Annotated in this window: 24 protein-coding genes; 9 read left to right on the top strand and 15 right to left on the bottom strand. The window is 57.9% G+C overall.

Annotation, left to right across the window (positions count from 1 at the left end; all coding sequences use genetic code 11):
• Positions 1-11 precede the first annotated feature (11 nt).
• From NHH03_RS08420 to NHH03_RS08405, 4 genes are read left to right on the top strand one after another with little or no spacing between them, the layout of a single operon-like run.
• Complete coding sequence (locus NHH03_RS08420) at positions 12-620, top strand: type II secretion system protein N (protein ID WP_253155323.1); 609 nt, start codon at positions 12-14, stop codon at positions 618-620.
• On the top strand, positions 617-1,999 hold the full coding sequence (gene gspL / locus NHH03_RS08415; RefSeq protein WP_253155322.1) for a type II secretion system protein GspL: 1,383 nt from the start codon (positions 617-619) through the stop codon (positions 1,997-1,999). Before NHH03_RS08420 ends, gspL begins: the two co-directional genes overlap by 4 nt.
• Positions 1,996-2,517, top strand: coding sequence for a hypothetical protein (locus NHH03_RS08410; RefSeq protein WP_253155321.1), 522 nt, complete (start codon positions 1,996-1,998; stop codon positions 2,515-2,517). The genes gspL and NHH03_RS08410 overlap by 4 nt, the downstream gene beginning before the upstream one ends.
• A 22-nt stretch (positions 2,518-2,539) precedes the next feature.
• Complete coding sequence (locus NHH03_RS08405; protein WP_253155320.1) at positions 2,540-3,376, top strand: tetratricopeptide repeat protein; 837 nt, start codon at positions 2,540-2,542, stop codon at positions 3,374-3,376.
• 132 nt (positions 3,377-3,508) lie between these two features.
• Here the strand turns inward: NHH03_RS08405 and NHH03_RS08400 are convergent, their stop codons facing one another.
• Positions 3,509-3,898 (bottom strand): hypothetical protein, encoded by a 390-nt coding sequence (locus NHH03_RS08400; protein ID WP_253155319.1) that lies wholly within the window; start codon positions 3,896-3,898, stop codon positions 3,509-3,511.
• A 95-nt stretch (positions 3,899-3,993) separates the two neighbouring features.
• Positions 3,994-4,449 carry an FxsA family protein gene (locus tag NHH03_RS08395; RefSeq protein ID WP_253155318.1) on the bottom strand — a complete coding sequence of 152 codons (456 nt, stop codon included), beginning with the start codon at positions 4,447-4,449 and terminating at the stop codon, positions 3,994-3,996.
• Positions 4,450-4,607: 158 nt separating this feature from the next.
• On the opposite strand from NHH03_RS08395, the gene NHH03_RS08390 reads away from it, so the two are divergent.
• Positions 4,608-5,537: an alpha/beta hydrolase gene (locus NHH03_RS08390; protein ID WP_253155317.1), complete on the top strand. Its 930-nt coding sequence runs from the start codon at positions 4,608-4,610 to the stop codon at positions 5,535-5,537.
• A 14-nt stretch (positions 5,538-5,551) separates the two neighbouring features.
• On the opposite strand, the gene NHH03_RS08385 is transcribed toward NHH03_RS08390, so the two are convergent.
• Positions 5,552-7,078 (bottom strand): leucyl aminopeptidase, encoded by a 1,527-nt coding sequence (locus NHH03_RS08385; protein WP_253155316.1) that lies wholly within the window; start codon positions 7,076-7,078, stop codon positions 5,552-5,554.
• A gap of 64 nt (positions 7,079-7,142) precedes the next feature.
• On the opposite strand from NHH03_RS08385, the gene NHH03_RS08380 reads away from it, so the two are divergent.
• Entirely contained in the window at positions 7,143-8,972 is a 1,830-nt protein-coding gene (locus NHH03_RS08380; RefSeq protein ID WP_253155315.1) for a UbiD family decarboxylase, read from the top strand.
• A gap of 19 nt (positions 8,973-8,991) precedes the next feature.
• Positions 8,992-9,798, top strand: a complete 807-nt coding sequence (locus tag NHH03_RS08375; RefSeq protein ID WP_253155314.1) for an SDR family oxidoreductase — start codon at positions 8,992-8,994, stop codon at positions 9,796-9,798.
• 179 nt (positions 9,799-9,977) lie between these two features.
• Here the strand turns inward: NHH03_RS08375 and NHH03_RS08370 are convergent, their stop codons facing one another.
• Together NHH03_RS08370 and NHH03_RS08365 are read right to left on the bottom strand one after the other, a co-directional pair.
• Complete coding sequence (locus NHH03_RS08370; RefSeq protein ID WP_253155313.1) at positions 9,978-10,430, bottom strand: hypothetical protein; 453 nt, start codon at positions 10,428-10,430, stop codon at positions 9,978-9,980.
• A 373-nt stretch (positions 10,431-10,803) separates the two neighbouring features.
• The gene (locus NHH03_RS08365; RefSeq protein WP_253155312.1) at positions 10,804-11,271 is read right to left on the bottom strand and encodes a YaiI/YqxD family protein; all 468 of its coding nucleotides are present in this window, start codon (positions 11,269-11,271) and stop codon (positions 10,804-10,806) included.
• Positions 11,272-11,302: 31 nt separating this feature from the next.
• On the opposite strand from NHH03_RS08365, the gene NHH03_RS08360 reads away from it, so the two are divergent.
• Together NHH03_RS08360 and NHH03_RS08355 are read left to right on the top strand one after the other, a co-directional pair.
• Complete coding sequence (locus NHH03_RS08360; RefSeq protein WP_253155311.1) at positions 11,303-11,725, top strand: hypothetical protein; 423 nt, start codon at positions 11,303-11,305, stop codon at positions 11,723-11,725.
• A 224-nt stretch (positions 11,726-11,949) separates the two neighbouring features.
• Positions 11,950-12,168 carry a hypothetical protein gene (locus NHH03_RS08355; RefSeq protein ID WP_253155310.1) on the top strand — a complete coding sequence of 73 codons (219 nt, stop codon included), beginning with the start codon at positions 11,950-11,952 and terminating at the stop codon, positions 12,166-12,168.
• Between the two features lie 6 nt (positions 12,169-12,174).
• Here the strand turns inward: NHH03_RS08355 and ruvX are convergent, their stop codons facing one another.
• The 10 genes from ruvX to recA form a co-directional block, all read right to left on the bottom strand.
• Entirely contained in the window at positions 12,175-12,717 is a 543-nt protein-coding gene (ruvX, locus tag NHH03_RS08350) for a Holliday junction resolvase RuvX (protein ID WP_253155309.1), read from the bottom strand.
• 20 nt (positions 12,718-12,737) lie between these two features.
• Positions 12,738-13,274 (bottom strand): 3-hydroxyacyl-ACP dehydratase FabZ family protein, encoded by a 537-nt coding sequence (locus NHH03_RS08345; protein WP_253155308.1) that lies wholly within the window; start codon positions 13,272-13,274, stop codon positions 12,738-12,740.
• A gap of 40 nt (positions 13,275-13,314) precedes the next feature.
• Complete coding sequence (locus NHH03_RS28355; protein ID WP_390621835.1) at positions 13,315-13,413, bottom strand: 50S ribosomal protein bL37; 99 nt, start codon at positions 13,411-13,413, stop codon at positions 13,315-13,317.
• Between the two features lie 200 nt (positions 13,414-13,613).
• Positions 13,614-14,762 (bottom strand): hypothetical protein, encoded by a 1,149-nt coding sequence (locus tag NHH03_RS08340; RefSeq protein ID WP_253155307.1) that lies wholly within the window; start codon positions 14,760-14,762, stop codon positions 13,614-13,616.
• Positions 14,763-14,882: 120 nt separating this feature from the next.
• A complete protein-coding gene (locus NHH03_RS08335) occupies positions 14,883-15,662 on the bottom strand; it encodes an NRDE family protein (RefSeq protein WP_253155306.1) in 780 nt (259 codons plus the stop codon).
• 380 nt (positions 15,663-16,042) lie between these two features.
• Positions 16,043-18,154 (bottom strand): DEAD/DEAH box helicase, encoded by a 2,112-nt coding sequence (locus NHH03_RS08330; RefSeq protein ID WP_253155305.1) that lies wholly within the window; start codon positions 18,152-18,154, stop codon positions 16,043-16,045.
• Positions 18,155-18,449: 295 nt separating this feature from the next.
• The gene (locus tag NHH03_RS08325; protein WP_253155304.1) at positions 18,450-18,785 is read right to left on the bottom strand and encodes a DUF971 domain-containing protein; all 336 of its coding nucleotides are present in this window, start codon (positions 18,783-18,785) and stop codon (positions 18,450-18,452) included.
• 73 nt (positions 18,786-18,858) lie between these two features.
• Positions 18,859-19,422, bottom strand: a complete 564-nt coding sequence (locus NHH03_RS08320; RefSeq protein ID WP_253155303.1) for a DJ-1/PfpI family protein — start codon at positions 19,420-19,422, stop codon at positions 18,859-18,861.
• A 188-nt stretch (positions 19,423-19,610) separates the two neighbouring features.
• The gene (locus NHH03_RS08315; protein ID WP_253155302.1) at positions 19,611-20,930 is read right to left on the bottom strand and encodes a Gfo/Idh/MocA family protein; all 1,320 of its coding nucleotides are present in this window, start codon (positions 20,928-20,930) and stop codon (positions 19,611-19,613) included.
• A gap of 273 nt (positions 20,931-21,203) precedes the next feature.
• Positions 21,204-22,316 carry a recombinase RecA gene (gene recA / locus NHH03_RS08310; RefSeq protein WP_253155301.1) on the bottom strand — a complete coding sequence of 371 codons (1,113 nt, stop codon included), beginning with the start codon at positions 22,314-22,316 and terminating at the stop codon, positions 21,204-21,206.
• Positions 22,317-22,627 lie beyond the last annotated feature (311 nt).

The raw sequence follows: 22,627 nt of genomic DNA, 5'->3' as shown, positions 1-22,627 counted from the left end.
ACGACCGATTGATGAATCTGACCACCCAACGACGCATCCTCGCGATTGCTGCAGCCGGCTGCCTGGCCATGGCCGCTGGCAGTGTGGTTTGGTCGTTGAGTGATCTTGATGCTAGCGGTGACGATTCCAAATCAGGAATTTCGAAAGACCGGGGGGCAAGCCAAACGACAGAACCCGGGCTGCCCACTGAGAATGATTCCTCGGCGCCGGACACCGACAGCGACAACAACGCCCCAGCCAACCTGTCGCTGGCGCTGCAGCGTCCGCTGTACGATCCACCGCCACCGCCGCCCAAACCACGTGTGAAACCGCCGGCCGCTCGACCGGTTGTGACGCCGGTGGCCAAACCGCCACGGTTGGAATGGACGCTGGTGGGGACCCTGATTCAATCGGGGCGCAGTGTCGCAATCCTGAGCGATGCGACCGGCAAAACGGATATCCGCGGCGCCGGTGAACAGGTCGAATTGTCGCCAACCGGTATCGTCGTCAGCAAAGTCGAATCGGACCAAGTCACTCTTGAGGTCAACGGCAAACCGACGACCTTGCGATTGCAGCAGTCATTTGACGGTCGCGGTTCCGAATCCAAATCCGGCGGCCAAGCTCGGAGACGCAATCGATGACCGAGCCGACTCGCACACCCCTTGGCTTGATCAACGGCGGATTTTTAATTCAACAAACCGCAGCCGGCTGGCAGCTCGGGATCGGCCCTGATCCAACGACGCTACCAGCCGATGCCACCGCCCAGCAGATCGTCACTGAGTTGAACGAACGGTTGCAAACCGATCCCAACGTGCAACGGCGCTGCGTGTTGGGGCTGGCCAGCGATGCCTGTTTCTTCGCGCGCATCGATCAACCGGAGGGAGTCGATGCGAAAGATCGTGCCGCGATGGCCTTTGAGTTGGAACGCTGGTTCCCGCTTGATGCCGAATCAATGGTCGCGGACAGTTGGATCCATCCCGCATCCGGCCAAATCGCTGCGGTGGCAATCGAAAGCAGCCGCTACCAGCCGTTGGTCGGCGCGCTCGAACAGGCGGGGATCGAGATTGCCGCGATCGTGCCCACCTCGTTTCTGATCGCCCGTGCGGTCGATGACGAAAGCGATTTGCGGTCATCGTTTGAACTGATTTTGCTGGCCCCTTCCTCAGCCGAATCGATCGCTGTCGACCGTGACGGGGTGTTTCAATGGAAACGGTTTGTTGATGTGGGTGATGAACTTCCACAACATCACGCGGCCGCCGGCGAACATGGGCTGCAACCTGCGACGATGATCATTGTCGGTCAAAACGAAGTGCCGATTGATCCGCAGCGAGAGGTGATCGAATGTGACCAATCGATCGAGCAGTTGATTGCCGCGGGTGCCAATCAAGTTTTGGCTGCGAAGTGGGGTCGCTGGCCCGATTTGCGACGTGGTGATTTGGCGCCCAAAGATCCGTTGTACGCGGTCGCCGGACCGCTGCGAATGTTGGCGCTGGCAGCCCTGTTGGCCTTTGCCACGATCACCGGCGCGGCCTGGTTCAAAGGCCAGCGGATCGAGCGTGAATCACATGCCGTGGTGGAGCAGCAGCGGGATGAATTTCGTCAATCGTTTCCCGATCGCCGTGTGCCGGTGATGCTGATGCGGACCGTCCGCAGCGAACACAACCAGATGCTCGGATCGCGAGGTCGCGACGATTCGATTCAATTGCCGACCCCGGCGACGACGGTCTTGCGTGATCTGATTATCGGTTTGGAACATGCCCAGAAAATCGGCCAAGCCCGTTACCGATTGATCGAAATCGAGGTCACCGACGGCACCTGTTCGCTGACCGTTCGCGCCCAAGACGCGCGGCAAATCGGCAGCATCGCCAAATCACTGGAAACCGTCGGGTTCACGGTCACGCCACCGGCATCCGAGCAAATCGATCCCAGCAAAGACGAACCCCTGGCCACCTATCAATCCACGATCCTGGCGGTCTGGACAGGCAATCGCGCTGACGACGAGCCAGGGGACGATTCATGAACGCAACCGGAAAACGCATCCTGGTCGGCACCGCAATCCTGATGCTGGGACTGTATGCCCTGGCGAGCGTCCGGGGCGTTTGGTCCGCAGCGGATCGCTTGCAACTGGATCGACAGGATTTGGCCGAACTGCGCCAAAAACTCGGCGAGATCCGACGGGTCGCCGATGCGCCGGCCGTGGTGGCGCTGGATTTGGAACCGGCCGACAGCATCGTCAATCGGATCGACGCGGCACTGCAAAAAGCCGACCTGCCGCCGCAGATGCTAGCAAACCAAACGCCGATGCAACCGCAGCGGATGGGACAGTCCGATTTCATGCTTCGCAAAGTGGATATCAAACTAAACGCCACCTCGGTCGCCAAGATTGTGGCTTTCTGTGACGCACTCAAGGACGAAACGACCGGCAGCGTGGTGCGTGATTTGCAGCTGTACGATCCGCAGCGATCGGGGGGCCAAGAGACGTGGAAATCCCAGCTGACCTTGACCCAGGTCATTTTTTCACCGAAAAGCGACTCGTGAAAAAGCGTTAAACAGGAATCGAATGCAGCGAAATGGATTTCGTAGGCGACGGTCGAATGAATGGCCGCTCGCTGCTGCGCGGTCGGTTGCTCGGTTCAGGCCCCGTCCTGCGGTCGCCGCCCGGCTGCTGGTGTCGCTCGGCGTCTCGGTCGTTGTGCTTGTGACACCGCCGGGATGTTCCTCGTTTCGCAACAAGCATGAATCGACAATCCAGGTCACGACTGACCGCAACACGCCGCGGGCCAGCCGTTTGACACATGCTGGCATTCGGTCGCTGAACAAAGGTGAAATCAATCTGGCGATCAAACGATTTCGCGAAGCCGTTGAAGCCGATCCCAACTACGGCCCGGCACACAATAACCTGGGGCTGATGTTCTACGATCAGGGGAATTTGTATCAGGCCGTGTTGGCGTTCGAACTGGCTTCGGAATTGATGCCAACGGACCCCTCGGTGCTCTACAATCTGGGACTGGCACTGGAATCGGCAGGGCGGACCGACGAAGCGCTCGAGTTGTATTGGCGAGCCAACGAGATGGACCGTACCAACCCTTACTTTTTGGGAAACCTGGTGCGACTGCGGCTGCGACGCGGGGAGCGCGATGAAGTGCTACAGCAACAGTTACAGGATTTGGTGCTGATCGAAACGCGACCGGAATGGCGACGTTGGGCGGACATGCAATTGGGACTGACGCTGAACTTTGCGCTCGACCGCGGACCAGCCACACCCGATTTTGAAACCGCGGCCAATGATTCGGGCGGGCGAGAGCGAACCAGTCTCAGCAGCCGGATCATCGACCTGACACCCGACACTATGGACACCGCCCAGGAGACCGCACCCGATCAGCCGCCGCGTGAATAGGACCCTGTGCTTTGGCATCAGAGACAGGTTTTCCAGTCCGATGACACAGGCGGCACAATCAGTGGCATAGGCTTCCAGCCTGTGTGCTTCATCAACTCTATTGATCATCAGCGCCGTTCACAGGCTGGAAGCCTATGCCACGGTGGGTATCGCTTCACCGGGGGCGATACCAAGCTTCGCTCGAATTCGTGCTGACGACCATTGGTAATCCTCGGCTCTCGCCACCAATGCGTTTTGGACGATTTCTGCCAAACGATCATCTTCAAAATGATTCACCGGCGACTCGCCATCGAGAATCGAATCGACAAACTGAAACACCAACTTGTGTTTCTTCCTTTCCCATTCGGCCTCGCTCAGATCAGCAGGCTTCTTTCGTTCGTCAAGCTCCTCTCGATAGCCGCGAATTCGCTTTAGACCAGTCGCCGGCAAACTGCCTGCCAAACAAGCGGTAATGAAGGACGCCTTTCCTTCGACATCAAGATGCGGCAAGTCTCTCCGTCGAAAAACATAGTTTTCATTCATTGCAGTCCCCCGTGGCATAGGCTTCCAGCCTGTGAACGGTTTTTATGTCGTTGAATGATCTGCGGCACACAACCCCAGGCTGGAAGCCTAGGCCACTATCGGCGGACCGCTTTGCCTTCGACGGTTCTGGAATCGTCAAACGATCGGACGCGGTTGTCGTCAAAGGTCGAGGCGCGAATTTGCACGCTGCCGAACCCTTGAAACAATTTTGGCATCACGTGTTTGCGAATGAAATTGCGTCCGGCCGGAATCAACATCGTGAATCCAAACAAGTCGGTCAACAATCCCGGCGTCAACAACATTGCGGCGGCAAACACGATCATCAATCCGTCTTGGATCTCGCGGCTGGGCATGCGGCCATCGGCCAGTGCGGCATGAAATTTTTGCCAGGCGATCCCGCCCTCACGTTTGGCCAGCCAAGATCCGATAATACCGGTAATGATGACCAGCGCGAATGTCGCAGCGGCCCCGGTCACACTCGCCAACTGGAGCAGCAGGTACAGTTCCACCAGTGGGACGGTGACAAACAGCAATAGCAATCGAAGCAACATGGTTGGGCCTCAACGGCAGGGCGCAGAGTGAATCGCAACAAAAAGTAGCCGTGCCATCATGACAAGGCTGGGGAGGACGCGAGTTGGTGACGCGAATTCCATGCCGTTTACTCATTTTCAACACGTCCGCAGCCCAAAATCGTCGCAGGTCAGCCGGAATGAACGTCGAAAAAATGCCCATTGGGGGCTGGAACACCACTGCCCAAGTGCGATCGGGCGGCGCCGCAGCAGCAAATTGGCATGCCCGGCTGTGGACTCGGGGCGATCACAGCGAGCGAGGGGTTGTCATTTTGGTGCACGGATTGGGCGACCATGGTGGCAGGTTTGAATCGTTTGCCCGACGCGTCACCCGATCGGGATGGGCGGTTTTGGCAGTCGATTTGCCCGGACATGGTCGTAGCGCCGGGCGTCGTGGTGCGTTGCCGCGCTACGACGACGTGCTAGCCGGTATCGCCGCGGCACGACAACAGCTGTCCGATCGATTCGACGGGCAACCACAGGTCTTGCTCGGCCACAGCATGGGCGGAAACTTTGCGATCAACTACGCGCTGCGGCAAGCTGAGTTCGACGGCCGTGGGCAACCGCCCGTTGATGGCGTGGTGTTGGTGGCACCGATGTTGTTGCCGCCGCAATTACTGGATCGACAAAAGATCTTCGCCGCCTGGGGAACCGGTCATCTATTGCCTTGGATTCGGGTTTCCAAACCCGCTCCGATCGAGCAACTGACGCGGCACCGGGAGATGGCGGATCGAATTCAGAATGATCCGTTGCAGCACAGCCAAATCTCGTTGTACTTGGCAACACAGCTGGTCGCGCAAGGGCGACATGCGCTCGATCATGCCGGTGCAATTGAAACACCAACCCTGGTGATCTACGGCAGTGACGATCAATTGATCGACCGCGCCGCATGTCGCAACCTGGCGCTGCGAATGCGTGGCCGGGGGCGGGTGATTTGTTGGCCCGATGGCCGGCATGATTTGGTCAATGACATTGATGCCGACCAAGTCACCGCTGAACTGACCGGATGGATGAACCGGCTGGGCAATCGATCCGCGACCGGAATGCGACCACAGTCCGTGGCCGCCTAGTCTGGCGACGTTGATCAATCGCCGGCGGCCTGGTTTTCGACCCAGCGGATCAGCGTTCGAACCATTGCACCGGTGGCACCGGCATCACGATAGGGTTTGGGGCTATCGGCAAAAGCCGGACCGGCGATGTCCAGATGCACCCATGGTGTATCGCCGACGAAGTTCTGTAGGAACTTGGCGGCTGTGATTGCGCCGCCCCAACGGCCTTCGCCGACATTCTTGATGTCCGCGACTTTGCTTTTGACCTTTTCATCGTACAACGCGAACATCGGCAATTGCCAAACCGGTTCGCCCTCGGTTTTCGCTGCGGCCGTCAACGCATCACAGACCGCTTGGTCATTGGCCATCAATCCGGTGACTTCATTTCCCAGCGCGACCATGCAGGCGCCGGTCAAGGTCGCCAGATCAACCATCGACGATGGTTTGTAGCCGATCGCGACATCCAAGGTGTCTGACAACACCACCCGGCCTTCGGCATCGGTATTGAGAATCTCGATCGTTTTTCCGCTGCGCGTTTGGATCACATCACCGAGCTTGTAGCTGGAACCGCTGACCATGTTTTCGGCCAACCCGCAAAACCCGATCACGTTCTTTTTCACACCCAGCTTGGCAAGCGCGTGCATGGTCCCGACGACGGTTGCGGCGCCGGCCATATCGCATTTCATATCCACCATGCCGTCGCTGGGTTTGATCGACAGGCCCCCGCTGTCGAACGTCACACCTTTGCCAACGATCGCGATCGGCGGCTCGTCGGCCGGCCCGCCGTTGTGCGTCAAAATCACCAGTCGCGGTGGTTTGGTACTGCCGATTCCGACGGCCAAAATCGCGCGGCAATTTTCCTCGGCCAGCCGATCCTGGTCCCAGATCTCACATTGCAATCCGACTTGCTCGGCCAGTTCGCTGGCACGCTGGGCAAACGATTCCGGATAGATCACTGCGGCCGGTTCGTTGACCAACCGCCGAGCTTGGTTGATCGAATCGCCCAAAATCATGCCCCGCTCGATCGCCGCCGACGAGACGCCGGCGACCAAAATGGAATCCGGTACGTTGATCGCCTGTTTGCTACGGTAGATCGATTGTCCTTCCAAGGCGTACAGTGCACCGGCAACGATCGCATCATGGTCCGCCGCATCAAATGACTCGCCGAGCGCCAGCACCAACCTGGATTGTGATTCTTTGGTCAAACTGCGGACGGCGGTGCTGGTGATCGTGAACGCGGCTTCGCGGTCCAGTTTGTCCTGGGGACCAAGTCCGACCAGTAAAATCAACGAAGCGCCTTGACCGACCGCACCGGGACCGGGGATCAGCATCATTTCACCGGCGTCGGTCGGAACTTTTTCTTGTTTGATCAGTCCTGAGATCACACCGCCGACGGCTTGATCCAGCTGTGACCCCAGTTCCGAAAGCGGTGCATCGTCGCAGAGGCCGATCACGATCACATCACATTTTTCGGTCGATGGGCTGTCGACCTGCAAAAAACGCGGGCAGGGCAATTGTGGCGGAACGAAATTCGATTGAGACTGATGCGGACTTTCCGACATAAGATGATGCCACTGGAGGGTTGGATGGTAGGAACACGGAAAGCCTAGTAGTTTATCGACGACCATGAAACACCGCAGCACCCGAGACGTTGTCGACGACCTCCGCCAAGCCGGGATGTTGGTCGAAGTCCATGATCCGGTCGATCCCGAATTGGAAATGGCCGAAATTCAGCGTCGACTCTACGCCAGCGGCGGACCCGGCGTTTTATTCCACAACGTCGTCGGTTGTCGGTTTCCGATGGCATCGAATCTGTTCGGATCCCTGGAACAAGCGCGGTATCTGTTTCGCGACACGCTGGAATCGGTGCGGCGGCTGATCGAAATCAAACTGGATCCATCGGCGTTGGCGAAACACCCGCTGCGGTATGCCGGCGTGCCCTGGACGGCGCTGAAAATGTTGCCCAAGTACACGCGGGGTGGATCGGTGACGGCCAACCGCTGTCAAATCAGCGATTTGCCGGCGCTGAAATGTTGGCCCGACGACGGGGGTGCGTTTGTCACTTTGCCGCAGGTGTTGAGCGCCGATCCCAGTGATCCCAAGAATTTGATGAAAGTCAATTTGGGAATGTATCGCGTGCAACTCTCCGGCAATGATTACAGCGCCGACGAAGTCGGTTTGCACTACCAGATCCATCGTGGGATCGGCGTGCATCACAAAGACGCGCTGCGCCGTGACAGTCCGCTGCGTGTTTCCGTCACCGTCGGCGGATCACCGGCGATGACACTGGCCGCCGTGATGCCGCTGCCCGAAGGATTGACCGAGTTGACATTTGCCGGCGCCCTCAGCGGACACCGAATCGGTCTGGTGCAAGGCGATCATGCACCGGTCTATCGCGATGCCGACTTTGCAATCGTCGGCTCGATCCTGCCGGGCGTGACCAAACGCGAAGGCCCCTTTGGTGATCATTTGGGATACTACAGTCTGGAACATCCGTTTCCGGTGATGAAGGTCGATCATGTGTGGCATCGTGACGGCGCGATCTGGCCGTTCACCGTCGTCGGCCGACCGCCACAGGAAGACACCACGTTCGGGCAGTTGATTCACGAACTGACCGACCCGATCATTCCCACGGTGATACCAGGGATCAAAGCGGTACACGCCGTCGACGCGGCGGGAGTTCATCCGTTGTTGTTGGCGATCGGCAGTGAACGTTACATGCCGTATTTGAATGCTGCGGTGCCGCAAGAATTGTTGACACAGGCCAACGCGATTTTGGGTAACGGACAACTGTCGTTGGCCAAGTACTTGTTGATCGCGGATGACCCCAACGATCAATTGGACCTACATGATGTCGCGTCGGTGATTCGCTACGTGTTGGAGCGCGCGGATTGGAAACGCGATTTGCATTTCCAGACCCAGACCACGATCGACACACTGGATTACAGCGGCGGGGGATTCAACCGCGGATCCAAACTGGTGATCGCTGCGGTCGGCCAACCGATCCGTGAATTGCCAACCGAATTGCCAACCGAATTGAACCTACCCGACGGATTCGACGCGCCGCAGATCGTGATGCCTGGCGTGCTGGCGATCCGCTGTCGAAAGTATGCGCCACAGCAGGGCAGTGCTGACATGCAGCGTTTCAGTGAGCATTTTGACGTCGGGCACGCAATCAATTCCTTCCCCCTGATCACGATCGTTGACGACAGCGAATTCAGTGCGCGGACGCTTTCCAATTGGCTGTGGACGACGTTCACCCGCAGCAATCCGGCGAGCGATGTTTGGGGGATCGCCAGCGAGACGGTCGAAAAACACTGGGGCTGTCGCGGCAGTTTAGTGATCGACGCGCGTACCAAACCCTGGCAGGCGCCGGGGTTGATCGAAGACGGACAGACGATGGCCAAAGTCGACGCCAGAGCGGCGCGCGGTGGTGAACTGGCAAAATACCTTTAGGCACAAATCGAACCCCACCATGAGTTTGCTGAAAACGGTCTTTGAATGTGATGCTCCGGTGGCGTTGGTCACCGGCAGTGGCGCGCCACGCGTCGGCCGGGCGATCGCGATGGAACTGGCGCGGCATGGCTGTCGAATCGCAGTGCATGCCAACCACAGCATCGACCAAGCCCATCAGCTATGCCAAATGATTCATGACACCTACGGGGTCGATGCGATCGTGACACCCGGTGCGCTGGACGATGATGCCGTGCCACAGCGATTGGTCGACCAAACGGTCGCCCAGTGGGGACGTTTGGACATCCTGGTCAACAGCGCCGCGATCTGGACTCCGACTGCGCTGGCGGACATCACCGCGGCCGAAGTCCGACGCTACTTTGATGTCAACACGTTGGCCTCGTTTCTGTGTGCCCGCGCGGCGGCCATGGCAATGACGTCGCAACCGACCGGTGGGTCAATCGTTAACCTTGGCGACTGGGCCACCGTGCGACCGTACCTGGACCATGCGGCGTATTTCCCCAGCAAGGGAGCGGTGGATGTGATGACCCGCTCGCTGGCTGTCGAGTTTGCATCGCTCAATCCGGCGATCCGCGTCAATTGCATCAAACCCGGTCCGGTGCTGTTGGCCGACGAAGTGCCTGACGAAGAACGGCGACAACTGTGCGCGAGCACCCTCTCTGGTCAGATCGGTACCGCGGAACACGTCGCCCACGCCGTTCGCTTTCTGTGTGAAAACAACTTTGTCACCGGCGTCTGTCTGCCCGTTGATGGCGGCCGATCGATCTATGCCGCCGACGGATTACAGGTCGGTGCCAACACGGGATGAATTCGAAGGTCTTTTCCAAAGCAAAAAAACACCCGCCCGGAATGAACCGAGCGGGTGAATTGCTGGCAAGACAATGAGAGAGAAGGCCGCGGGAATGAGAGAGAGGTGGGGGCCGTTGACTGGCGGAGGAATAACAGTCAACGGTAACCCCGGGTGCGGCGGACCCAGCCGGACTGAAACTACTGACCCAAGAACGTGCGTTTCAACCAAGCATTCTTTTTGCGTTCCATGTCCATCAGTTTCTCGAACAGATTCTGTTTCTTCGGTGCCCGATAATAACGAACCGGCGCGGAGTGCTGGTGGACGACAACGGCTGAATCATCAGCAACGGACTCGGCCGTGATCGGCGGTGCGACAACCGGGGCCGGTTGCGTGGCATCGATCATCGGAGCCGATGTCGTCTCGTCTGGCACTGCAACCGGTGCAGCGGCGTCGCCTTGCAATTCGGCAGCGACCGGAGGTGCGGTCGGCATGACTTCTTTGACTTCGGCGACAGCTTGATCGGCAACCTCTGCGGCATCGTCAACTTGGCTGATCAGAATCGATTGACTGCGTTCCCAGGGTGCAGCGACAGTGACGCTGAAAAGACCCATGGCGACGAAAGCGGTCAATGCAAGAGTGATATGTTTCATGGAGTTCAATCTCCTTTTGTTTGAAGGTTCCTAAAGACACTCAAACATTCCCGCCAGTTAGCCCGACGCAATCACAAAGTCGATTTCTTGGCTGACTCTGTCCCAAGATCACGCGTTACAACACCGGTCTATATCGACTGGCGGCGAGTCTATCTGCTGATGGGGATATCGCGTTTAGGGTCAGAACTGCGGGATGATCAGGCAATAATGACCCTTCCCCCCGACCCGACGCATCAAAGGATCGATTAGCCACGGTTGCGGCGACTTTGACAGCGGCGTGGGAACGAGCAGTGTCGTAGCTGGGCCCGCCCAGGGGGTTCAGACCGCCAGTGATTCAAACCGTCTGAGGCCCTGGCGGGCCCAGATACAATCTCTAGGAGGTCGGTTTTGACTTTCTCAGCTTCGTCAACAACCGATCAAACGTGGCTGAAAACTGTTTCTTGTCTTTTGCCCCGTATGGCGCCTCGCCACCGGTGGCAGCCCCCGTGCCACGCAGTTCATCCAAGAAATCACGCATCGACAACCGTGCAGCGATGTTCGACTCGTTGTATTCATCGCCGCGGGGGTCGATCACCGCCACCCGGTGCTCGACCAATTCGGCGGCCAACGGAATATCAGCGGTGATAGCCAGGTCACCTGGTCGACTGTGGACAACGATGTATTGATCGGCCACGTTGGCGCCTTGCGCGACGACGACCGAGCGAATCAACCGCGCCGACTTGGGAATCGCTTGAGGACTGTTGGCCACCAAGATCGTTTCGATCTGCAATCGCTCGGCGGCTCGGAACACCACGTCCTTGACGTCACGCGGCGCCGCATCCGCATCGACCCAAATTTTCATCTCACTCACCACCTGTTGGCCTATCGCGTCCATGTCTTCCCCCGCACTGTCTGGATCATCAGCCGCTAGCAAACCGTTTCATATTCATCTGTATGGCCCGCCGGCCGATCGGCTCACGAGCGGCAATCCGACGACCGCTCCGCTGCCCAGCAGTTTCGAAGCGGCCTGGCAACGGCTGCAGACGCTGTTGCCGCAGGCCCTGTTGGAACCGGACGGTTCGCTCGCCTGGTCAGGAGAACACCACCAGATCGTCGGCATGTTGTATGACGCCGCCGATCGAATCCAGTATGTCGAACTGCGAGGGTTTTGCTATCGCCAGCAAGTTCAAAAATTGCTCAGAGTGATTGCTGGAATTGAACAGGTCGACCGTTTTTCCGTCATGGTTCTGCCAGAGCGACAGTGGAAAAATTTTCAATCCTTTGCAAACTCGCTACTCATCGAGCCTGCGATTTAGTCAGACGCGATTTGTAGGAAACTGATGTTTTGCGGTTTGGAGGCCAAATTCCCAGTTCTTTTTCTATTTTTCGCGAACGAACCACTTAAAATCGGACTCTAACGGATTGATTGGCACAGTGAGTGCATTGTCCCAATCTTCGTCAGGCCGCGGTGGTCTGACAAAACTGGGTTTAGCCGGCCGAGAGACTGTGAGCCGGCTCTTTTCTCCGCGAGGGATTGAACATGATGACTGCAATTTGCAACAGCGAAGTCTTGGAAACGCGATCGGCTGCTCAAAATGAGACGATGAACAGCGAAGTTTGCCTGACGGACGCGGAAGTCATGCGACGTGTTCGGGACATTCGATCGACTTGGTCGCGTGCCGAGCGAAACGCACGGCGTGAAGAAGCCGACAAGCGATTTGAAAACTTGCTGGAAACCATTTTTGCCAAGGCGGCCTAACGCTCGTTATTCGAGCGTTTCACCACCGGACGCCGGCTCGTGAATACTGTGGCCGGCCAATTGGCCGTGGTAGCGGCAGGCTTCCAAAAATGCTTCTAGCAGAACCAACGCGGCAACTGCATCAAGCTGTTGCTTTTTCTTGTGTCGGCTAAGCCGACCGCTGGCAAGACGTTCTTTGGCGGCGGCGGTACTGAACCGTTCATCAAACAACCGGACCGGCAAACCGGTTTGGTCGGCTAACCAGCGCGCGAATTCGCGACTCTCTTTACTCTTTTCGCTTTCGCCCCCATCGCAGTGGATGGGCAGGCCGACGACGAATCCGGCCAGACGTTCCTCTTTGGCCAACGCGCGGAAATAGGCCGCATCTTTGGTTTCGCTACGGACTTGATAGACCTCGACCGGGCTGGCCAAAATCCGATCCGGATCGCAGATCGCGATTCCGATTCGAACCGTGCCGTAGTCGACTGCTGCCAGCCGCCCTTGGGCGGGAAACGCCAGTTCGTTCGACTGGCGATCGCTCGATTCAGGTGGGTCGGACGGTTGGTTCATCACCGCATCACGCCGAATGGTTAAACAGCGTTTTGGGCGGCACGAACGGCCAGATGGTCTTGAACCGCTTTGACGGGCAAGGGAATGCCTCGGATTGTGCCGTCGACGACCAATCGGTCACCCACGACGCCTTGAAATTCCGCCACGATCATCCGTCCGCGGCGGGCGCGGGTCAGGTGCAGCATCAACACCAAACGGTCGCCGGGCACCACGACGTCGCGAAAACGAGTCGCGTCAACGCCGCCAAAGCCGACCATCTCGGCACCCAATAGATCGTATTTTTGGGCGAAGTAGCTGGAAAGCTGGGCCACCGCTTCCAGCTGGATCACACCGGGCATCACGGGCATTCCCGGCATGTGACCGCGGCACCAGAATTCGTCGTGCGCGACGTCTTTGTATCCGGCGCAGGTCAATGTCCCGGTGTCCTCGTAAAGGATTCCGGTCAGATGTTCCATTTCATGGCGTTGCGGATTGTAAGCCCGGATCGCGTCCAAGTCCGCAACCGGCTGGTCAAAGTCCAGCAACGACAGATCAACAATGAAGTCTGATTTTGGCACAGTTAAAACTCGTCTCTGATGGGTCAGAGTCGCAAGGCGTTCAAGTCTTGATTTTCTTGCGTTTGGCTTTGCGTGCCTTGGCACTTGCAGGACGGCGGCCGTGATTGGCCTTTTTTAGTTTGTGTTGTGGCTTTGCCATGGAATTGAACTCCGATATTTAGATAGTGATGGCCCGACCCACTGATCCGTGAACCCGGGCGAGCGCAAGTCGCTGTCGATTGAGCCCCGAAAAATAGCAGAAAACTTGTTCCCGCGGTAGTCATTCCACAAGAACGGAGCTTCTACTTTAGCTGTGATTGCCGCCAATTGCATGCCAATGTCGGCCAGAACCGCCGATGATCAGCGATATCGTGACGCGGAGGGTTGCGATGTCGCCATCGTCGCAGTCTGACCATACCGCTGTTCAGGCTGCGGCTGTGACACCGAATATCGCCCACTGTGCATGACCGACGGAGGTCCCATCGGCTGTTTCACTGCCGCGGCAGCAGTTTTTGAGCGGTCATTGGATCCAGAGTCCGACGCCAATTCGCTTTGGGCGGTCTGCTGGCGACGACGGTGATACCAGCTGGCTTGGTCGCCACCCGAGCCGGCGGGTTGTTCCGCTGACGCCAATCGAATGGGCGCCGGTGTGCGATCCACCACCGCGATGCGATCGACAGCGGGCGAGGACGCGGGCACCGCGGCAGACGCCACCGAAGCAGCGGCCTTGGTTCGCGCCGACACAAAGGTTTCGACCGGACCGCTGCCGGCAGCGACCCAGGCCAACCATTGCGATTGCAGTTGAGCCAATGATTCGTATCCGTAGTGCTGCTGGACGTTGGCCGTCCACGAGGGGCTACGCATGTAATCTTCGAGGAACGAAATGAATCGTTTCGGTCCCGATTGTTCGATCAGAAAGCGGCACACGGAATATCCCTGGGCGTACATCGGCAGCATGTCACTGGGATATTCGGTCAGCAGGAACAACTGGTTCATCGCGATCCCACGTCGAGTGCTCAAGAACTCTCGCAGTTTGGCTTCGTGTTTTTGGCGTTCCGCGGCATGTTCCACGGTCGTGCAAATCCCCTCGTCCGCCCAACGCGGCAACGGCCGGCCGAAGTGCGTGGCAAGCACCGTGTGGGAGACTTCGTGGGGCAACACGCTGTCCAAAATTCGCTCCGGCGTGCCGATCACCTTCATCTGAAAATTGCCAACCGGCTGGCGGTTGTAGGTGGTCACCCCTTGAGCCGCCAAATTGGGGCCGGCAACCACTTCGATGGGACAGGGCGTCGGCCAAGCCGGCAACGGACGACCGAGCCAGTACTTGGCCAAATCATCACGAAACTTCTCGGCGTTGTCGGCGACCGATTGGGCCAACTGTTGATTCGGTGCATGGACCAAAAAGTTTTGAGTCCGTGCATTGGCAGCCCAACTCGGCGGGGCACCAACGACTACCGCAATCACGACGACGATTGCAATTGAAACACTCCGACGCTGGACGGCTTCCATGCCGCTGCACTCCCTGTTCGAGATCCGGGGGCATCACCTCGTTCAGGCCGCATCCGTTGCAGCCGATTGCGTGATACTGATCGGGAGTCTAGAGATCCAGCGGAGCCAAAGATAGAGAGATCAGGCGCCGACTTTGGCCTTGGTGCGTGCTTCGCGGAGTCCACGGCTGAGGATGTCGCGCAACATCGGCGAGCAATCTTCGTACTTGGTTTGATCCGGTGCACCGTTGCTGAACTGATAAATCGCATCGCGTGGTTTCACGCCCAATGCAATCAAAGAACTGCTGACGGTCCCGTAATCTTGGTTACGAATCACCATGCTGGGGCGTCCGGGTCCGACCGGTGCGCGGGCGAACACGCGACTGGCAACGGCCAAGAATTTGACTGGCGAATCAAGTGTTTGCAGCGTCAGTAGACGGCGTGCCATTCGGACCCGTTCGTCATCGGGGTCGTTCAGGTTATGAGCGCCGATGATGTTCAGGCCCGGTTCCAACTCGACCACCGTTTGCCGTTGATCGGAATGAATCGCATAGCCCGATTTGGCATCGGCGATGATCAGATTACAACCTTCGTATTGCGTCTCGCCGAGTTCACCGAGTGCTTTGTCGAGTGCGCGATTGGAACTCGTGCATCGCAACAGGTCCATCACCAACGAACCTCGCGAACGCTGGCCGAATAACGGCATCGAGGTCGCACGGTTGCAGAGTCCGACGAACAACCCGTTTTGGTTTACACCCAACCAGGTTCCGCCGGCCTTTTGGTCAACCCCACACAAGACCCGGGGCTTCCCAGATTGAATGGATGGTTGCAGACTAGGTCGATCAAAGTATTCTTCGCGGTTGGCCGCGACCAGAATGGGACTTTCAGGGACCAATTGATACTGAACGGCCAATAAGCACATCTGGAAGCTTTCTTTTCAAAGATCAGTTGGTTTTGAATCACTGGCCCAATCCCGGCGAAAGCCACAGGGGCTTCGCCGAATTCGACGCACGACAATCTATCCAGGACGGCGACCATGCTGCACCCCCTAGTGGGGGATATCGGCAGAAAAACCATCGCAAAATCCGGTTGGATCAGGCCGAGCCTCCACGCTGGGCAAGCTTTTCCGGTCCAGGACGGGTTTTGAGTGGGTTATCGGCCCATTTGGTAGCATGAACGTTCCCGTGGCATGCGGCGGTCACACGGACCGCCCAGCGACGACTCAGGCATCAAAGTCCGAATCGGGCGAAAGATCAAGTAGAAAAGAAGAATGTCACGCCGCTGAGCGGACAAACAGCTTGTTCAACCCTTGCGATGCTTCTTCTTTTTCTTCTTCGGGGCTCCGTCGGAGGGGCCGTGTCCACCGCTGAAAGAACCAGCGGGTTTTGCGCGGTTCTTTCCGCCTGGTTTTCCACCTTTGCGGAATCCGCCGGGCCCACCGCCCTGCGAGCCACCGGAGCGGTGGCCGGGGCCGTCATCGGGTCGAATCCGCAGCTGTTTGCCGACGACCCAAGTCCGCTGCAAGGTTTGATAGACGTCCTTGGGCATTCCCTCGGGCAGATCAACCGTGCTGAAATGCGGGTAGATTTTGATCGGTCCGATGTAGTTGCTCTCGATACCGGCTTCGTTGGCGACCGCGCCGACGATGTTCCGCGGCTCCACGCCGTCGTTGCGACCGACTTCGATGCGGTATCGCGTCATCCCGGCCTCGGGAGGCCCCAGCACTCGAGATCGCTGGCCGCCCTCGCGTGGTCGGTCAAACCCGCCGGAATTGCGGTCGCGATCAGGACGGCTGTCGAAATCGTTTTTCGACCGTTTGGGGCGATCGGCTAGCAAGAAAGGGCGGCCTTGTTGAGCGATTTCCGCCAGCGCCGCTGCGACGATTTCGGCCGGCTTGCCGGTTTCCAGAATGTAACCGGCGATCATCTCTTTGAAGAACGTCAAATCCTTGTCAGCGGTGATCTCGGTGATCTGATCTTTGAACCGAGCAATCCGCTGAACGTTGATCTGCTTGGCCGATGGGATCTCCACCAATTCGATCGTACGCTTGGTCGCTCGTTCGATCATCTGCAGCTTGCGCCGCTGGGCGGGCGTCAAAAAGATGATCGCTTCCCCGCTACGCCCGGCGCGACCGGTACGGCCGATGCGGTGGATATACGATTCGCTGTCGTGCGGCAGGTCAAAATTAAACACGTGGCTGATGCGGCTGACATCCAGTCCACGTGCGGCGACATCGGTCGCGACCAAAACATCCAAGCGGCCCTCTTTGAGCTGGTCGATGGTTCGCTCGCGGACACTTTGCGGCATGTCGCCGTTGAGCGCGACCGAGGAAAACCCGGCGCGGACCAAGTGTTCGGCCAATCGCACGGTCGCGTCTTTGGTCTTGGTAAAGACAATCACGCCATCGGTGGCTTCGGATTCCAAGAACCGCGTCAACGCGTTGGCTTTCTCTTTGGGTGATACGATCACCGCCCGCTGGCGGATCGATTCGGCGGTCACTTCGCGTTTCTTGATTGTGACCGTCGCCGGGTCTTTCAAGTACTTGTCGGCGATCGTCCGAATCGGGCCGGGCATGGTGGCCGAGAACAGCGTCACCTGACGCTGCTCGGGAGTCTGGGCGAGGACAAATTCGACGTCCTCCAAGAACCCCATGTTCAGCATCTCGTCGGCTTCATCGAGCACCAAACAACGCAGTTCGCTCAAATCCAACGTGCCACGTTTAATGTGATCGATCACGCGTCCGGGTGTTCCCACGACGACATCGACGCCACGCCGCAGGGCGCGGAACTGGTGCTCGTAATCCTGGCCACCGTAAATCGCCAACACCTCGAATCCTGGCAGATTTTCGGCATAACCTTGGAACGATTCGGCGACTTGGATCGCCAACTCTCGCGTCGGCGCCAGCACCAAGGTCTGCACCGTGCGCTGCTTGGAATCGATCGTGGACAAAATCGGCAGTGCAAAAGCCGCGGTTTTTCCGGATCCGGTCTGCGATTGGGCCAGCACATCGCGGCCGGCCAACATGAACGGAATGACTTGCTCTTGAACCGAAGTCGGCGTGTCGTAGCCCGCTTTGACAACCGCGTCGTAAATCTGCGGTCGCAGGTTCAACGCGGCAAACCCCGTTGCCGGGGTCTCGGTTTCTGGTTCTGATTCTGATTCTGATTCTGGTGCAGTTTCTGGTTCGATCTCGGCCACAGGTTCTGGCTCCGGTTTCGTTTCGGCCACAGGCTCTGACTTTGTTTCGGCTACGGGCTGCGACAGCTCAGGCGTGGGCTGTGCGTTGATTTCGACGTCAGCGACGCCCGTTTGGAACAGCTCGGATTGCACGGCCGCCATTGTGTTGTTTGATTCCAATTCGTCGACGCTCTCCATTGCGTCGGTTAGCTGATTCGTTTCGTTGTTGAATCCCATGACCACTATTGGGCGATAATTTTTCGTTGTATTTCTGTCTCAGGAGACTATCCGAAGCCTCCTAAAAACGGCAGAGCGCAAATGTCGAATTGCCGACAATGACGCTTCGGTGACGCTTACGCGCCTGATCGCCCCGTTAATCGCGTTTATCGAACTCGATTGAGAATGCTAGCGGGGCATCCCGCCAAGAAAGTTCTCGCGTCCAGCGCGAGTCGTGCATCCAGAGCCATGTAACTGGAGAGGCGTGGAACCGTCGGCGAACCCGCAGCAAGTTTCCCAATCCGCTGGTAACGGATCACGTTTGCGCGGGCGCCAAATCGTACAGCGTGCTCAACTGAAACAGACCCGACGAGTGCCCGTCGCTGAACGCGATGTTGTAGGCGTAGGAACCGACCGGCCGCATCGCGGTGATCGTCAACGGCTGGGCCTCGGCGGCTTTCAGCACGGGCAATCCGATCGGTTTGCCGGCCCCGGCATCATCCAGTTTGGCACGTTTTTTCTCCCGACAGGTCGCGCAGGGACAAATCGCTCGCAGCTGTGACGCCGTGCAACGGGTTTGTCGACCGTCGGTCCAACTGATCACAATGGTCGAGTCGCCGTCGCGTGAAATTGATTCGGGAAGCACATTCACGTCGGGGATCCGGTTCGTTGGCTGGAGCGTTTGTGGGTTTGTCGGGTCCGCGATTGTATCTCGAACCATCCCACTATCCGCGGTTACTTTCCAATAATTTGATCCAAGGCCCGACGTAATGTCCATTGTCATGGAACGTCCGACCACTGATCAGATTGCCGTCGATCACACAGGGTTGGTCAACAAAGATCCCGCCGCAGACTTCCAAATCAAACTTGCACTTGGGGACCGTCGCCATCCGGCGACCGCGAACACAATCGGCATAGGCGGGGATCTCCACCCCATGACAAACGCTGGCGATCGGCTTTCCGGTGGAAAAAAAATGCTTCGTCACGCGCACCAAGTCTTCGTCGTAACGAATGTACTCGGGCGCTCGTCCGCCGCTATAGAGAATCCCCGCATAGTCGGCTGGATCAATGTCGGCAAACGCCACATCGGCGGCCAACGTGTATCCCTCCCACTCCTTGGTGATCGTCCATCCCGGTTTCACCTCGTGCATGACCAGCTGGTAAAGCCGTTTCTCTGGCGCCGCGACAACCGGCTGAAACCCGGCTTCGATCAACCGATAAAACGGGTACAGCGTATCCAACGTCTCGGTGGCGTCGCCAATGACGATCAATACTTTTTCTTGGTTCATCGATTCAAATGGGTGATGGTTGTCTATGGAACAGTGCCGCGTTGCCGATCAATCACAAGCGCGGGTGCGTGAATTTTGAAGTTGCGAAAAACAGCGTTTAAGAGTTCGGTGGTTCGGCAAATTGGCCACTTCGAACGCTTCACTCTGCCTTGGGAGAGTGCTCGGTACCCAAAACAGGCGTTTCGTGCTCACGCGACTTCGAAACCGCTCCGCTGGGGACGAGATTGCATCGCTGCGGCTTCGGGATCGCCGATGATTTGTTCGGTTTCCGGATCCCACTGCAATGTTCGCCCGACGCGCATCGAGAGGTTGGCCAAGTGACAGGTCGTGACACTGCGATGCTGGCTTTCAAGATCCGAGATCGGTACGCCGCGCGATTCGATGCAGTCAAACAGATTGCCCATGTGATTGGTGATCGCGTCGATCTTGCCGACTCGCTCTGGGCGATCGAGATTGTCGCCGTCGTAGAGCGCGAACGATTCACGCGGCAGCGGCTTGGTTGCCAATTGGTCGACTGCGACACCGGCCAATGTGCCACGGTTGACGAACAACCGGCCTGCGTCGCCTTCGAATAGGATTCCACTGCGCCCGGTGTCATTGATTTCCAACTCCACGCCGTTGGCATATTGGAACGTTGCGGCAAAGTCGCTGGCCACGTTGAAGCCATCTGTGACCTGGGGAAATTTGGCCTGGGACGCTATTTGCACCGGATAGCTATCGATCGCCCACTGCGCGATATCGATGTGATGAGCTCCCCAGTCGGTGACTTTGCCGCCGCTGTATTCGTACCACCAGCGAAACGTGTAGTGCGACCGCTCGGGAATGTAGGGAACGTCCGGCGTTTGCCCCTGCCACAGATTCCAATTGAAATGCGATGGCACCGGCGCGGTGGCAAACGGTCCGCCGGTGGGATTTTTGCTGGTGGCGCAAGTCACTTTTCGCAGCTTGCCGATCCGCCCGCCGCGAACCATTTCGACGGCCAAGCGGAAACGATGATCACTGCGTTGCCAAGTCCCGACCTGGACGACTCGATCGCTGCTGCCGACCACGTCACGCAACACCTTGCCCTCGTCAATCGTCAGCGTCAGCGGTTTTTCACAGTACACATCTTTGCCGGCGCGGACGGTGTCGATCAACATTTTGCTGTGCCAATGGTCCGGTGCACCGATCAACACCACATCGACATCGGGGCGTTTGAGCAAATCCTGGTAGTCTTCAAAAATGCGTGGCGTGCTGCCAAAACTCGCTCGCGCCTGTTCGCGCACGTTGCGATCCACATCGGCTAGCGCGACCACGTCGCCGTACTTCGCCGCCTCGTGTGTGATCACCGAACCCTGATAGCGCAGCCCGATCGTGCCGACGCCCAAACGTTCCACTTTAGCGCGCGGTTTGATGTCGGCCGCCACAGAGCTATGCGGCCTCAACAGCATCGCCGTGGCGGCGACGGCAGAAACACCGGCGGCTAGTTCGCGTCGGTTCAAGCGGCGATCAGATGCGTCAGAAATCATGGGCGGGACTCGGCGAGAGCGGGGAAGGTGGGATATCAATCACCACTATCATCGCAGAGTTTCGACAGCCAAGTGTTCGGTCGCCGCAAAGAATTTCAATTTTGCTGTTCGAAGCCGCAACCGGTCTGAGACAGATGCTGCGCCCATTGGTTGGTATGGGCCTAGCGTTCGGTTCCTTGGACTTTTGAAATGTCAGTCACTCGGAACCGTGAGCTAGCGCTCAGCGGCTGAGGAACAGCGGCTGAGGAACAACGGTTGATGAATCATCCGGGTTTAGGAGTTGGCCACTTCTGCTTCGTCCAAATCCGACGCTTCGTCGATCATCGGTGCTTCGTCGACGGGCGAGCCGAAGCCGCCGGCCACCATCACCTTCTGCCGGATTTCGTCGGTCACGTCGGTGTTTTCGATCAGGAAGTTTCGCGCCTTCTCCTTGCCTTGCCCCAAATAGGTCTCGCCGTATTTGAACCAAGCCCCGCTTCGTGTGACCACGTTGTGTGTGGTCCCCAGATCCAACAAATCGCCTTCGAAACTGATGCCATTGGAGTGCATCATGTCAAACTCAGCGATCCGGAACGGCGGTGCGACTTTGTTTTTGACGATCTTGGCTTTCACCCGCTGACCGACCTGCTCCTCACCATCCTTGAGCGCACCGATGCGACGTACATCGATCCGGCAAGAACTGTAGAACTTCAGCGCCCGGCCGCCGGGGGTTGTTTCGGGACTGCCAAACATCACCCCGACCTTTTCACGGATCTGGTTGATGAAGATCACAGCGCACTTACTCTTGGAGATCGCACCGGTCAATTTTCGCATCGACTGGCTCATCAACCGAGCTTGCAAACCGACGTGGCTGTCACCAATCTCTCCCTCCAGTTCTTTCTTTGGCACCAAGGCGGCGACCGAGTCGATCACGATGGTGTCGACGGCATTGCTTTTGACCAGCATTTCGCAGATCTGCATCGCCTCTTCACCACTGCCGGGCTGGCTGACCAACAGCGTGTCCAACTCCACACCAAGCTTCTTGGCCCAGCTAGGATCGAACGCGTGCTCGGCGTCAATGATTGCCGCGATTCCGCCTTCCTTTTGTGCCTCGGCACAGACGTGTAGCGCCAACGTCGTTTTACCACTCGATTCCGGGCCATAAATCTCGATGATCCGCCCGCGAGGGATGCCCTGGCCGCCAAGCGCCATGTCCAACGACAAACTGCCGGTGGAAATCCCTTCGATGGCAAAACGGGTCGACGCGCCGAGCGGCATGATGGCGCCATCGCCAAACGATTTTTCAATCTGCTGAAGCGTCGTTGCCAATCCCGGTTCGCGTTCCAAAATGGCTTTCAAATTCGGATCGACTTTGGGACCCTTGGAAGCTGCTCGTTTCTTTGCCATGTTTGATTCCTTCTGATTCCAACAGTGGAAAAATTAAACGTCGCGATGCTCTCGCGCGTCACTCCGCTTCTACCGGACCCCCCGGAGCGGTCCCGTACGCCAACAGAAACTTACCCGCGGGCGACGGTGGTCACAACCAAATCAACGTGAATACGCCGCTGTGACAATAGATTTATCCGTCCTCGGGAAGACACGTCTGGTCAAACACCCATCTCTGCCGGGATTTTCACGGTTTGGGATCGGCCCAGGGGCCCGGATAACAGCCAATATCGTTGAGGTTTGCTAGCAATTCATGGGTTCGATTTCTGCTA

The sequence above is a fragment of the Stieleria tagensis genome, assembly GCF_024129865.1.
Classification (GTDB): Bacteria; Planctomycetota; Planctomycetia; order Pirellulales; family Pirellulaceae; genus Stieleria; species Stieleria tagensis.
The sequence above is the reverse complement of the archived record's forward strand: the minus strand, read 5'-3'. Positions and strand labels throughout refer to the sequence as shown.

Coding starts and splice junctions, on each gene's coding strand:
- NHH03_RS08420 (WP_253155323.1), top strand. CDS start 12: ATGAATCTGACCACCCAACGACGCATCCTCGCGATTGCTGCAGCCGGC.
- gspL (WP_253155322.1), top strand. CDS start 617: ATGACCGAGCCGACTCGCACACCCCTTGGCTTGATCAACGGCGGATTT.
- NHH03_RS08410 (WP_253155321.1), top strand. CDS start 1,996: ATGAACGCAACCGGAAAACGCATCCTGGTCGGCACCGCAATCCTGATG.
- NHH03_RS08405 (WP_253155320.1), top strand. CDS start 2,540: ATGCAGCGAAATGGATTTCGTAGGCGACGGTCGAATGAATGGCCGCTC.
- NHH03_RS08400 (WP_253155319.1), bottom strand. CDS start 3,898: ATGAATGAAAACTATGTTTTTCGACGGAGAGACTTGCCGCATCTTGAT.
- NHH03_RS08395 (WP_253155318.1), bottom strand. CDS start 4,449: ATGTTGCTTCGATTGCTATTGCTGTTTGTCACCGTCCCACTGGTGGAA.
- NHH03_RS08390 (WP_253155317.1), top strand. CDS start 4,608: ATGAACGTCGAAAAAATGCCCATTGGGGGCTGGAACACCACTGCCCAA.
- NHH03_RS08385 (WP_253155316.1), bottom strand. CDS start 7,078: ATGTCGGAAAGTCCGCATCAGTCTCAATCGAATTTCGTTCCGCCACAA.
- NHH03_RS08380 (WP_253155315.1), top strand. CDS start 7,143: ATGAAACACCGCAGCACCCGAGACGTTGTCGACGACCTCCGCCAAGCC.
- NHH03_RS08375 (WP_253155314.1), top strand. CDS start 8,992: ATGAGTTTGCTGAAAACGGTCTTTGAATGTGATGCTCCGGTGGCGTTG.
- NHH03_RS08370 (WP_253155313.1), bottom strand. CDS start 10,430: ATGAAACATATCACTCTTGCATTGACCGCTTTCGTCGCCATGGGTCTT.
- NHH03_RS08365 (WP_253155312.1), bottom strand. CDS start 11,271: ATGAAAATTTGGGTCGATGCGGATGCGGCGCCGCGTGACGTCAAGGAC.
- NHH03_RS08360 (WP_253155311.1), top strand. CDS start 11,303: ATGTCTTCCCCCGCACTGTCTGGATCATCAGCCGCTAGCAAACCGTTT.
- NHH03_RS08355 (WP_253155310.1), top strand. CDS start 11,950: ATGATGACTGCAATTTGCAACAGCGAAGTCTTGGAAACGCGATCGGCT.
- ruvX (WP_253155309.1), bottom strand. CDS start 12,717: ATGAACCAACCGTCCGACCCACCTGAATCGAGCGATCGCCAGTCGAAC.
- NHH03_RS28355 (WP_390621835.1), bottom strand. CDS start 13,413: ATGGCAAAGCCACAACACAAACTAAAAAAGGCCAATCACGGCCGCCGT.
- NHH03_RS08340 (WP_253155307.1), bottom strand. CDS start 14,762: ATGGAAGCCGTCCAGCGTCGGAGTGTTTCAATTGCAATCGTCGTCGTG.
- NHH03_RS08335 (WP_253155306.1), bottom strand. CDS start 15,662: ATGTGCTTATTGGCCGTTCAGTATCAATTGGTCCCTGAAAGTCCCATT.
- NHH03_RS08330 (WP_253155305.1), bottom strand. CDS start 18,154: ATGGGATTCAACAACGAAACGAATCAGCTAACCGACGCAATGGAGAGC.
- NHH03_RS08320 (WP_253155303.1), bottom strand. CDS start 19,422: ATGAACCAAGAAAAAGTATTGATCGTCATTGGCGACGCCACCGAGACG.
- NHH03_RS08315 (WP_253155302.1), bottom strand. CDS start 20,930: ATGATTTCTGACGCATCTGATCGCCGCTTGAACCGACGCGAACTAGCC.
- recA (WP_253155301.1), bottom strand. CDS start 22,316: ATGGCAAAGAAACGAGCAGCTTCCAAGGGTCCCAAAGTCGATCCGAAT.